General features: G+C 45.1%; 8 protein-coding genes and 1 pseudogene. All 9 read left to right on the top strand.

Going from position 1 to position 12,174, the window contains the following annotated elements; translation table 11 throughout:
- The first annotated feature begins 5 nt into the window (after positions 1–5).
- The 9 genes and pseudogenes from LZG71_RS27130 (at position 6) to LZG71_RS27165 (ending at position 12,101) form a co-directional block, all read left to right on the top strand.
- Positions 6–1,685, top strand: coding sequence for a RagB/SusD family nutrient uptake outer membrane protein (locus LZG71_RS27130; protein WP_233825869.1), 1,680 nt, complete (start codon positions 6–8; stop codon positions 1,683–1,685).
- Between the two features lie 30 nt (positions 1,686–1,715).
- Positions 1,716–2,876 (top strand): glycan-binding surface protein, encoded by a 1,161-nt coding sequence (locus LZG71_RS27135; protein ID WP_233825870.1) that lies wholly within the window; start codon positions 1,716–1,718, stop codon positions 2,874–2,876.
- Between the two features lie 14 nt (positions 2,877–2,890).
- The gene (locus tag LZG71_RS27140) at positions 2,891–3,754 is read left to right on the top strand and encodes a hypothetical protein (RefSeq protein WP_233825871.1); all 864 of its coding nucleotides are present in this window, start codon (positions 2,891–2,893) and stop codon (positions 3,752–3,754) included.
- A 21-nt stretch (positions 3,755–3,775) separates the two neighbouring features.
- Complete coding sequence (locus LZG71_RS27145) at positions 3,776–5,074, top strand: serine hydrolase (RefSeq protein ID WP_233825872.1); 1,299 nt, start codon at positions 3,776–3,778, stop codon at positions 5,072–5,074.
- A 159-nt stretch (positions 5,075–5,233) separates the two neighbouring features.
- Positions 5,234–7,954, top strand: coding sequence for a PQQ-dependent sugar dehydrogenase (locus tag LZG71_RS27150; RefSeq protein ID WP_233825873.1), 2,721 nt, complete (start codon positions 5,234–5,236; stop codon positions 7,952–7,954).
- A 132-nt stretch (positions 7,955–8,086) separates the two neighbouring features.
- Positions 8,087–9,814, top strand: a pseudogene (locus tag LZG71_RS27155) (alpha-galactosidase); the annotation flags it as partial.
- Positions 9,815–9,874: 60 nt separating this feature from the next.
- Positions 9,875–10,144, top strand: coding sequence for a GH36 C-terminal domain-containing protein (locus LZG71_RS30640; RefSeq protein ID WP_310587793.1), 270 nt, complete (start codon positions 9,875–9,877; stop codon positions 10,142–10,144).
- 108 nt (positions 10,145–10,252) lie between these two features.
- The gene (locus tag LZG71_RS27160; protein WP_233825874.1) at positions 10,253–11,176 is read left to right on the top strand and encodes an alpha/beta fold hydrolase; all 924 of its coding nucleotides are present in this window, start codon (positions 10,253–10,255) and stop codon (positions 11,174–11,176) included.
- A 16-nt stretch (positions 11,177–11,192) separates the two neighbouring features.
- Complete coding sequence (locus tag LZG71_RS27165) at positions 11,193–12,101, top strand: alpha/beta hydrolase (protein WP_233825875.1); 909 nt, start codon at positions 11,193–11,195, stop codon at positions 12,099–12,101.
- Positions 12,102–12,174 lie beyond the last annotated feature (73 nt).

The following is a 12,174-nucleotide window of genomic DNA, read 5'->3' on the forward strand; positions in this document are numbered from 1 at the left end:
ATCAAATGAAAAATCTTAAATACATACTTTATAGTAGCAGCTTTCTGGTCGCACTGCTAGGCCTGACATCCTGTTCAGAAGACTTTCTTGAAAGGCCGCCTGTGGATGCCATCGTAGATGCTGGTTTTTACCAGACGGATGATCAGGTTTTGGCATCTACCGCATTGCTTTACAGCAAGGTTTGGTTTGATTACAACGATAAGGCTTCTTATAATCTGGGTGATTTCAGGGCAGGTACCGCATTTTCGGCTTACAATGACCGCGGTAATGTGCTTTTTAACACAACCGGAAATACACCTGAGAACGGTTCGGCATGGCGTTCATTTTTTATAGTTGTGGGCCAGTCCAATCTGGCGATCACCAATATCAACCAGTATGCAGGAGCGGGCGTTTCTCCAACGATCAAAAAAATGGCGATTGCAGAGGCCAGATTCATGCGCGCTATGGCTTACAGATTTCTTGTAATGAACTGGGGCGCTGTTCCGATCATTGAAAATAACCTTGAATTACTATCGGATACCACTGTTTCGAGAAACACACCGGAAAGCGTATGGAAGTTTCTGACAAGTGAAATGCGACAAGTGGCGGAGGATCTGCCTGAAACTCCGATACGTCCCGGGCGTGTGACCAAATGGTCGGCAGAAGGCATGCTGGCACGTTTCTACCTGACGCGTGCAGGAGTAGAATCGGCCGGATCAGGAACCCGGAATCAGGCCTTTCTGGACAGTGCCAAATACTATTCAGAAAGAGTGATTACCCAAAGCGGATTGTCGTTACTCAGAAACTACGAATCGCTGTTCCTGTTTCCTTACGATAATAATTCCGAGTCACTCTTCTCGCTTCAATGGGTTTATTCTCCCGGTGCTTTTGGTACTCAAAATTCAACACCGGCGTATCTGGCGTTCAGTCCCGACATTGCCAACGGTGACGGCTGGGGAGGTGACAAAAGTATGACATGGTGGATGCTCAGTCAGTACGAAGGAATCAGAGTAACGGCAACAGGTATGCAGGGACGCACAGTGGATCAGCGCTTAAAAGCCACATTCATGCTGCCGGGCGCTTCCTATCCGGAAATCACGCAGACGATTCCTGGCGGTGAGCAGAAACTGATCGTTCCCAATACCGGCGGCGACAACAATTTTTTATCCATAAAAAAATACGTGACCGGAAAAGCCAAAGATGTCGGTGGCATGTCGGCTGCGCAGAACTACGGACATGATACATACATGATGCGACTTGCTGAAATGTATCTGGTGTATGCAGAAGCCGTTTTAGGTAATAATGCTTCTACCAATGATGTAAATGCTCTGAAATACTTCAACGCAATACATACGCGGGCGGGCTTGCCGGCTTTTACAGGACCTTTGACTTCGGACGTGATTTTCAGGGAACGACTCATCGAATTTGCTATGGAAGGAATGGCGTGGTATGATCTGGTAAGCCTGCATTACTACAATCCGGCAAAGGCCTACGAAATTCTGAACAGCCAGGACAGAGGATTGTTTGCCACCGCACCCGACCAGTTCCCCAACCCGACCTCGTGGACATTCACCAAAACGGAATGGTCCACTACCGAGCGCACGATCAATGCCAATAGTGGAAACTTTCTGCTGCCAATTCCATCGGCGGAGTTGAGCCAGGCACCTAATCTGCAAAAACCACCTGTTGATTATTACAGCAAGTAATTTTCGTGATTTATGAAAATCGATATTCAAATGAAAAACACATATAAATTGGCTTTGTGCCTCGCCATACTGGCGTTCATCGCCGTATTTCAGATCGCCTGTAAGGAAGATGATCTTGCTAATAATGGAGAGCCGTCAATCACCTACATCCGCGTTACCAATCCGGCATCTTCGGACTCACTGCTGGTTGGAGCGTTTCAAAATAATCTGATTGCGATTGTCGGTGAGAACTTACAGGATGTGCGTGAGATCTGGTTCAACGATCAGAAGGCAGTACTGACACCAACTTATGTTACAAGCAAGAGTATTCTGGTAAGTGTTCCGGCAATGGTTCCAAAGGAAATCAACAACATCATGAAAATGATTTTCGCAAATGGGCGAACACTGGAACACAAGTTTGAAGTGCAGATCAACGAACCCGAATTGCTCAGCATGAACTGTGAATATGTGCCGGAGGGAAGTGTAGCAACCATCAACGGAAACTATTTTTATCCGCCGCTTACAGTAACATTTGCAGGAGGGGTAACAGGGGAATTGGTTTCTGTTGAAGACCAGATCATTCAGGTGCGTGTGCCCAAGGGAGCCGTTGCAGGCCAGCTAACGGTAAAAACCACTTTTGGAGAAACGAAATCAGACTTTTGGTTCAGGGATAGTCGCAACATCTTCTTAGGAAATGATCCTTTCGTGGGTTGGTGGAACCAGGCCTACGTGGTGACCAAGCCAGGGGCAGGAGATCCTGTTGCGATTAATGGAAACTACATACGGGTGAAAGAGGCGATCAGCGGCTGGCAGTGGAAGGAAGTGGCTGGTGGCCCGCCAGATGCAATGGGGCCGATCAGCAAAAATATTCCTGATGCGGCTATTTTAAGACCAGCGGATTATAACCTGAAATTTGAGGTAAATACCCTGAAACCCTACAACAACAATTTGCTCAAGATTAATGTAGGATTGGCCAATGACTTCCTCACCGACGCCTACCAATGGGCTCCACCTTACGATACAAAAGGTGTATGGAGAACGGTGACTATTCCTTTTGAGGATGTTGCGGCCAGCTACGAAAGTCTTGGTATAAGAATGAGTGTCAGTCCTAATGGTTATTACACAAGATTGTTGTTTCATGGGGGAGGAGACCTTGACGCCGATATCTCGCTGGATAATTTCAGAGTAGTGCCAAAAATTCTTAAAAAATAGAGCTAACGACTTCCATGATGAAAAAACGAATATACCAACGGTTTTTAACCGTAACAATTTTATTACTGATCTTCAGATTACTCGTTGCCTGCAACGAAAATGAAGTCGCCAAGAGTGACGAGGTACAATTGCTCAGTTTCGGGCCATCGGGTGTGATGTTGGGAGATACGATCAGTTTTATCGGTAAAAATCTGGACAAAGTGACTTCCATAGAATTAACAGGTGCCAGTGTTCCGGCTTCTGCATTCATGAAACAAACGCCCGAGCGCATTACGCTCAAAGTTCCGAATGAAACATCGGAAGGACTCGTGACTTTGAAGACACCGGCGGGAGACATTGTTTCAAAAACAATATTAAGCCTGGAAGTAGCTGTTAAAATTTCAAAAATACCGGCACGGGCCAAACCTGGTGACAATATCACCATCACAGGAGAGTATCTGAACTGGGTGAGGGGCGTCACATTCGCATCGGATACCACAGTTATTGAATTTGTGAGCCAAACCATGACCGAACTGGTGGTAACCGTGCCATTCGGCGCCCAAACCGGCCTGATTACACTTTCAGCAGGCGGGACGGAACCGCTTTCGATTGAGTCAGAAACGGAGTTGGTGGTAACAATGCCAGCAATAAAAAGTTTTTCACCCGCACGTGCGGAACGCGAGAAAAATCTGACGATAGCGGGCACAAATCTGGATCTGACAATGGGCGTGCTGTTTACAGGTTTAATTGAGCCGATAACAGAATTTGTAAGTAAAGCACCCAGTCAGTTGGTCGTCAAAATCCCAAAGGAGGCAGCAAAAGGCAAAATCAGCCTGATCGCATATTCCGGTGTGCCGGTTGTATCGGCTGACACACTAAAATTTGTAGGCGATAAATAGCAACTCCAAACTAATTAAACAGTGAAAAAAATATATTTGAGTCTGGCGCTTATGGCAGCATTTGCCGGTGCCACCGCCCAGCAAAAACCAGCCTCGGCGCAAGCGTTAAACTACAAAGCTGATCTGAAAGCCAGCGGAATCACTTTGGAGAAAACAACGCGTATTGATTCTCTGCTACAAAGTTTTGTGGATCAGAAAAAAGCCAGCAGCCTTGTTGGTTTTGCAACAAAAGACGGTAACGTGGTATACAATAAGGCATTTGGTTTCAAGGACGTTGAAAACCAAATTCCAGCGTCCGTGGATGATTATTACATTCTTTTTTCACAAACCAAAGCAGTGACAACCGTGGCTTTTATGACTTTGGTTGAAAAGGGATTGGTTTCGGTCGATGATCCGGTTTCAAAGTATTTTCCTGAAATTTCCAATCAGGTTGCTACGGCGCTGAATGAAGATGGAACGCTGGAAACCAGGCCGGCGAAAACTCCCATGACTTTCGCACATCTAATGTCGCACTCATCCGGACTTGGAGCCGGGCTGGTCGGAAAAGCGCGCCGCGCCGAAATGGAGAAAAAAAATGCTGCTGGGGGAGCGCCAGTGGGACCGGGGCAGCGAACCGGCGGAGCAGGCACTGCCAGATATCTCAAAGATGATATGATTGCTTTGGCAAAATATCCACTGGGCTTCGATCCTGGTAGTGAGTGGAATTATCACATCAGTACCAATATGCTTGGCTATATGGTCGAGGTGATCTCTGGTAAAAGTCTGCGTGAATACGTAAAGTCGACTGTACTGATTCCACTGGGAATGAGTGATACGGATTGGTACTATGAACCGTCAGCTATGAACCGTTTTGTGAAGGCATACAACGGTGTTGACGGCGACCTGATTCCACAATCCAACAAGTTCAGCGAGGCCACGATCAGCACTGTTCAAACCTATGCGGAAGGAGCCATTGGACTCAATGGGCCGATTGGTGACTATGCCAAGTTTTGTCAGATGCTTCTGAATAAAGGGGAATACAACGGCAAACGTATTCTCAAAGCGGAAACAATTGAAAAAATGACCCGCGTCAACCGTCTGCCTGCTGTGAATTCCGGTGGAAAAGGGTTTCAATTCGGGCTTGGATTTGAACTTTACAATGCTGACAAAAAGCCGGTTCCAGAGGTGTCCAACACCGCCTTTGCCTGGGGCGGACTCTACGGCACAGACTACATTGTAGATCCTGAAAACAATATGATTGTGTTGTTTTATCTGAACATGCCAAAGCACGAGCCGATGTATAAACCATTTCTGAGCAAGGCCTATCAGCTGTTTAAATAGTCATCAGCTTAACCCTGCCACTACAACAATGTTTTAATAGAGGGGAGGAAGGAGTAATTTCTCCCTTCCCTTTTTCTTTCTTTAATTACGTCTCACATTACAAGAGCTATCTTGCTCCTAATCTTGATGTTAAAATCTTGCGACTTACTAAATATATGTATGATGAGGTCCTTAAAAATGGCTTTTGCCTTGTCTGGTTTACTTTTAACAACATATTCCTCCCGGGCACAATCACCTGGCAAACCGGAGAGCAACCGGTTCACCAAAGTTGTACTTGCTCAGCGTCTTGAAGAGCCCATGCAGTTTCAAATTTTAAAAGACGGCAGGGTTCTGTTTGCTGAAAGGAAGGGTAAATTGAAGGTTTACGATCCAAAGTCACAAGCACTTGAAACAGTTGCAGAGTTTGCCGTCAGTACAAAATATGTCAATAAAGCAGGAGAAGTAACAGAAGGAGAGGATGGCATGCAGGGAATCATCCTGGATCCCGATTATGAAAAAAACCACTGGATTTACATTTATTATTCTCTGGCTGGTGACGAGGCAAAAAACATCTTGGTCCGTTATGAGTGGCATGGTAAAGAGTTAATAGAAAGCAGCCGAAAGGTGGTTTTGGAAGTGCCCGTTCAGCGTGAGGAATGCTGCCACGTTGGTGGAGGGATGACATTCGATAAAGACAAAAATCTCTACCTGACAACCGGTGATAATACGTTTTCCCGTGCCTCAGATGGTTTTGCTCCCTTGGATGAAAGACCAGGAGAATCTGCCCGCGACTCTCAGAAGTCATCTCCAAATACAAATGATTTGAGAGGGAAAATTCTGAGAATCCATCCTGAACCAGATGGCACGGCAGGGGCCGCCCCATACACCATTCCAAAAGGTAATCTTTTCCCTGTGGGAACGCCTCAAACCAGACCTGAGATTTACACCATGGGTAACAGAAATCCCTGGCGGCCAACGATCGATTCGAAAACCGGATGGCTTTATTGGGGAGAAGTTGGTCCGGATGGCTCACGCGATGACCTGGAAAAACGCGGACCGCAATCCTACGATGAGTTCAACCGTGCCAAGGGACCTGGATTTTACGGATGGCCGTACTTTGTTGCCGATAACAAGGCGTACATAAGATATGATTTTGCAACCAAAGTTTCAGCGGGACCATTTGATGCCGCAAAACCTGTTAATAATTCTCCAAACAGCACAGGCTTAAAAGAGCTTCCTACTGCACAACCTGCGTTTATCTGGTATTCAAAAGCGCAAAGTCAAGAGTTTCCGCTAATGGAAAGCGGCGGAAACAGCGCCGTTGGCGGTCCGGTTTTTAGGAAGGCCGATTTCAAAAATGCCTCCCGATCATTTCCGGAATATTATGAAGGTAAATGGTTTATAACTGACTGGGTACGGGGATGGGTGAATGTAGTAGAAATGAATCAAAGCGGTGAGTACAAATCAATGGAGCGCTTTCTGCCTGATCTGAAACTGAAAGGACCTATCGATATGAAATTCGGGCCGGAAGGTGACCTGTACGTGCTTGAATATGGAAACGGGTACTTCAAGGATAATCCCGAGGCAGAACTGATCCGGATTGAGTATAACAGCGGAAACCGGAAACCCCTGGTGGAAGCATCAGTGAGCAAAACGGCGGGCGCACTTCCTATGCAGGTGACATTTTCGTCGGCCGGGACCAGGGATTATGATCAGGATGATTTATTGCAATATGAGTGGGTGATCACCAAAAATAATGTGGCTTTTAAAACCCTGAAAGAAGCCAATCCATCTGTTACTTTTACCACGCCTGGTACTTACAAGGCAACCTTAACGGTGACCGACAAGGCCGGAGAGAAAAATACCAAATCGGTGGAAATAAAAGCAGGTAATGAACCTCCTATGGTAGATTTTAAAATAACCAAAGGAAATTCTACCTTCTTTTTCCCAGGAAAAAGTATTCAGTATCAGGTGAGCGTCAGCGATAGGGAAGATGGCAGTCTTGCAAACAAAAGGATACTGCCATCGCAGGTTTCGGTCAGCACCAATTACCTTTCAGAAGGTTTTAATTTGACTAAAATAGCACAAAAACAATTGAGTGTAGATGCATCGGCGCAGTATGCAACAGCCATTTCGCTAATCAATAACGGAGATTGTAAGGCTTGTCATGCTACGAATGAAAAGATGCTGGGGCCTTCATTCCAGGAGGTGTCTTCAAAATACAAAGGGGATCCGACTGCGATGGCAGCTTTGTCTGACAAGATATTAAAAGGTGGCTCGGGTGTTTGGGGAGATGCATTTATGCCTGCCCATCCGACGATGGCGGAAAGTGATATGAAAGGTATTGTCAAGTATATCATGAGCTTGTCCGACGCCCCAAAACCTGCGAAAACCCTGCCTGTAAAGGGTACTTACACAACTGTTGTACCAAAAGGAGATACGGAAGGCAGCTTCATTTTCCGTGCCGCCTACTCGGACAGAGGCACAAAAACAGCTCCCGCTCAGTCGTCAGAAGCGACTGTTGTGCTCCGCAGTCCGGTAGTTCCGATATCGTTTGCCGACCAGATTCAAGAAATTAGCTTCAACAATGACAGTACCGTGGCATTTGTCAGGAACCCGGGTGGATCGTTCAGACTCAGAGGGACTGATCTTACAGGTATCAAACAAATCGAGATTGTCCGAGCGCCCGGCAGAAATTCGACTACACCGCTCTCAGGAACAATCGAAATACATGCTGGCGCCGCAGACGGAATTCTTTTAGGTAAGCTCTCGGGTGAATACAAGGATAAAGTGATTGTCGACGTAACTCCCATGGCAGTATCTGGTGTAAAAGATATTTACTTTGTCTTTACCGGAGCGCCACTCAGAATAAAAGCAATCCGGTTTGGTCAGGGTGAATAAAATCAATCAATAGTAATTAGATCATTTATGTATAAAAAAATAATCCACTCCGTTTTACTGATCATCATTGTAACTGTTTCTTTTGCCCAGAATGCGCCAATCACTATCCCGATAGAGACCAGACAAAACGTTATGGTGCTGCAAACGAATGAGGAAAACCATCTTGGAATAACCTATTTTGGAAAGAAATTAAGTCAGACAGAGGAATACAAACTCATTCCTTCGCAAAGCCGTCAACGTGACGGTAATGCGGGTATTTACAATTCGGCTTATACCCCGTCGGGAACATGGAGCGTGTCCGAACCTGCTCTTCAGCTAACACATGGCGATGGAAATAAATCACTGGATCTTGTTTATGTTAGTCATAATGTTACAAAAGAAAATGAAAACGTAACTGTTACAAGCATCGTTTTAAAAGACCCGGTTTACCCGGTTGAGGTAACACTTTTTTACAAAACCTATTTTCAGGAGAATGTGGTTGAGCAATGGAGTGTGATTAAAAGCGAAGAGAAAAAGTCGGTCACGCTTGAAAAATATGCCTCCGCAAATATGTATTTCATAGCAAAGGATTATTATCTGACGCATTACAATGGAACATGGGCCAAAGAGATGAATCCGGAAGAAGAATTACTGACAGCCGGAATCCGGGTATTGGATTCTAAACTTGGGACTCGCGCCAATCTGTACCAGCCACCAAGTTTTTACTTGTCCTTTGATAAACCGGCAACAGAAACCGAAGGAAAAGTTTTACTGGGAACCCTGGCCTGGTCAGGGAATTTGCGGTTAATCGCGGGTATCAATCCATATGCTTCTGAGTACCCGCTCGCTTCAAAGCAGGAATTTAAAACGCCTTCTTTTATCTACACCTTCTCGGAAAACGGAAAAGGCGAAGCCAGCCGCAATTTGCACAACTGGGCTAGAAAATATAGAATTCTGGACGGTGAAGGAACGAGAATGACACTTCTGAACAACTGGGAAGCTACCTATTTCGACTTTAACTAAGATAAACTTTCTGAGCTTTTCAGAGACGGCAAGAAGTTAGGCGTGGATATGTTTTTGTTGGATGACGGTTGGTTTGCAAATAAATATCCAAGAAACAGTGACGGAGCAGGATTAGGAGATTGGCAGGAAAACGTTAAAAAACTTCCTCATGGTATAGGTTATTTGGTAAAAGAAGCACAGAAGACCGGGATAAAATTTGGGATCTGGGTTGAGCCGGAGATGGTAAACCCCAAAAGTGAATTGTATGAAAAACATCCGGATTGGGTTGTCAAACAGCCACAGCGCCCTGAACACTACATGAGAAATCAGCTCCCGCTGGATTTGACAAATCCGGAAGTTCAAAATTTTGTTTATGGAATTCTGGATAAACTTTTCACGGAAAATCCTGATATAGCCTACATTAAATGGGATTGCAACGCGGTCACCTATAATGCTTACTCTCCCTATCTTGAAAAGAGCAAACAAAGCCAGTCTCAGTTTTACGTGGATTATGTAAAGGGATTGTACAAGGTTTTGGAAAAGCTGCGGGCAAAGTATCCAAAAGTACCGATGATGCTTTGCTCTGGCGGCGGTGGCCGTGCAGATTACGAAGCACTAAAATACTTTACAGAATTCTGGCCCAGCGATAATACAGATCCATTGGAAAGAGTTTTTATGCAATGGGAATATTCTTATTTTTTTCCGGCAATCACGCAAAGTGCACACGTAACGGATTGGGGAAAACAGCCGTTGAAATTTCGCACTGATGTGGCCATGATGGGTCGGTTGGGATATGATATCGTAGTAAGTCATTTAAATGAAAAGGATTTCAAATTCAGCCAGCAGGCCGTCGCTACATACAATGCTGTGAAGGACATCATTTTCCAGGGAGATCTTTTTCGCTTGGTGGATCCTAAGAAAAATGATTACGCCGCGCTGATGTTCGCTGCTAAAAACAAGTCCAAAGCAATTCTGTTCTCTTATCTGGTCGGAAACAGAAATGGTGACGGCTCCGATACACCGATTCGCCTGGAGGGATTGGATGCTTCCAAAAAGTATAGAGTGAAGGAGTTGAATCTGCATCCTGAGACAAAGTCTGCGTTGAAGGAAGAACAGATTTATTCAGGAGAATATTTGATGACGGCCGGATTCAATCCGGTTGTGAATGCGAGAAGGACGAGTGTGGTAGTGGAGATTGAGGCAATGTAGTACGCTTTGTTTTTCGACAACAGTAATAGTCAAAGCCGAAAACGGAACATTACCTGTGCTTTCATTTTTTGTCCATGATCTAAAATAAAAATACAAATCAAATTAACCATGAAGTCACAAGCTAAAAAGTATTTATCGATTCTGTTGCTGTCTGTGCTAATCCCGACGATATCCGCCAATGCTCAATCTGTAAAATTTCCCGAAGGCTGGACCGATGGTTATGCCTATGTCAGTGGAATACGCTCGCACTACTACCACGCCAAGCCTGCGCCGGGTAAACCTGTGATGGTGATGGTGCATGGTTATACAGACATCGGGCTCAGCTGGACTACACTAACTTTGAAATTGCAGGACGCTTATGACATTTATATGATTGATGCGCGAGGTCACGGTTTGACCGATCCGCCTACTGCATCGGATAATGGGGAAACCATGATCAAAGATGTAGTCGATTTTGTAAAGTTCATGAAATTTGACAAGCCGATTCTGATTGGGCATTCCATGGGAGCTGCCACAGTGATGCGGGTAGGGGCGCAATATCCTGATTTGGCCAAAGCCATTATCATGCTTGACCCTTTTGTTGGTAATCGTCCTACCCGGCCTGCACCATCAAGCGCGGCGCCAGTCCGCAGGCCCAATATGTTCAAAAGTCCGGATACCCTGGTAGCCCAGAATAATACGCCATTTGAACAGGTTGTAGCGACAGGCAAGCGCCAAAATCCACTGTGGTCTGATTTGGATATATATTATTGGGCAGTCTCAAAAAAGCAATATCACGGGCCTTATTCACCCGAACAAGCACAGGCAATGACAGGTACGATGAGTACAGCAGACGCCCTGGCAAAAATAAAGGTACCGGCACTGATCTTAAAAGCAGATGGGAAGCCTGAAGTACGCAAGGCCAACGAAGAAGCGGCTCGTGTAATGCAAAACGGCAAATTAATTCATATTGATGGAGCAGGGCATAATCTGCATCACGATAAGCTGACGAAAACAGTGGAAGTATTGAATGCGTTTTTGCAGGGTATATAATTATAATTCTTTCGTTATGAACCGGAAAAATATATCAATAACGCTGTTAATAATTGGTCTTTCGCTTGCTCTGCGATTTACTGTTGACGCCCAAACATTCGAAGAAAAACCACTATGGACATCGGGTATCAACGATAATCCCGTGAAATATGATACTGCCGAAGAGGTGATAAATTTCGATGTACAACCCCAGTCTCTTTCAAAGAAGAACCGGGTCTTTCGCAAAGTTTCCGTTCCTACTTACGTTCTTCATCTACCACCGCCCGGAAAAGGAACGGGGGTCGCCGTAGTGATATGTCCCGGAGGTGGTTTTGTAGATAATTGGTTCGATCGTGAGGGCACCGACCTTGCACTTTGGCTAAAAGAACAGGGTGTGGCATCGTTGGTGTTAAAATATCGCTTGAATACCAGAGATAGCAGCAGAAATTTTGTAATTCCCAGGGATACATATTTTGAAGCTGTGTTCGATGATGCAAAGCAGGCCATCATAACTTTACGAAAAGATGCAGCTAAACTTAAAATTGATCCCAATAAAATTGGCATAGCAGGTTTTTCGGCTGGTGGAACATTGGCGCTAGAACTCGCAGCAACAGACGAAATAAAAGAAGGCCCCGGCAAGGTTAGCTGGAAACCCAATTTCGCAGGTCTTTTTTATGCTGCATTTTTAAGAAATTATACTGTTCGAAAGAAAAGTTGTCCGCCGGTTTTTATCATCAATGCACACGACGATAAGTTGACTACAGCCTCCAAAACTGTTGAGTTTTATTCATCGGTGCTGAAAGCAGGGATTACGGCCGAAATGCATATTTACAATAAAGGCTCTCATGGATTTGCAATGGATTTTACAAAAGGAGAAACCCTGAAATACTGGCCTGAGAGTTTTTTAGCCTGGTTGAAGGACATTGGAATGACTCAAAAAAAGTAAGCATCTTCAGAGGAGAAAAGTTACCGTCTTGCTAGCCGCTTTAAGCCTTGCTGAGGAAAAGAAAATTCGTGTC

Source organism: Dyadobacter sp. CY312 (assembly GCF_021390535.1).
Taxonomy (GTDB): Bacteria; Bacteroidota; Bacteroidia; order Cytophagales; family Spirosomataceae; genus Dyadobacter.

What these genes read in the sequence shown, in the direction of transcription:
- LZG71_RS27130 (WP_233825869.1), top strand. Translation starts at nt 6, where the DNA reads ATGAAAAATCTTAAATACATACTTTATAGTAGCAGCTTTCTGGTCGCA.
- LZG71_RS27135 (WP_233825870.1), top strand. Translation starts at nt 1,716, where the DNA reads ATGAAAAACACATATAAATTGGCTTTGTGCCTCGCCATACTGGCGTTC.
- LZG71_RS27140 (WP_233825871.1), top strand. Translation starts at nt 2,891, where the DNA reads ATGATGAAAAAACGAATATACCAACGGTTTTTAACCGTAACAATTTTA.
- LZG71_RS27150 (WP_233825873.1), top strand. Translation starts at nt 5,234, where the DNA reads ATGATGAGGTCCTTAAAAATGGCTTTTGCCTTGTCTGGTTTACTTTTA.
- LZG71_RS30640 (WP_310587793.1), top strand. Translation starts at nt 9,875, where the DNA reads ATGTTCGCTGCTAAAAACAAGTCCAAAGCAATTCTGTTCTCTTATCTG.
- LZG71_RS27160 (WP_233825874.1), top strand. Translation starts at nt 10,253, where the DNA reads ATGAAGTCACAAGCTAAAAAGTATTTATCGATTCTGTTGCTGTCTGTG.
- LZG71_RS27165 (WP_233825875.1), top strand. Translation starts at nt 11,193, where the DNA reads ATGAACCGGAAAAATATATCAATAACGCTGTTAATAATTGGTCTTTCG.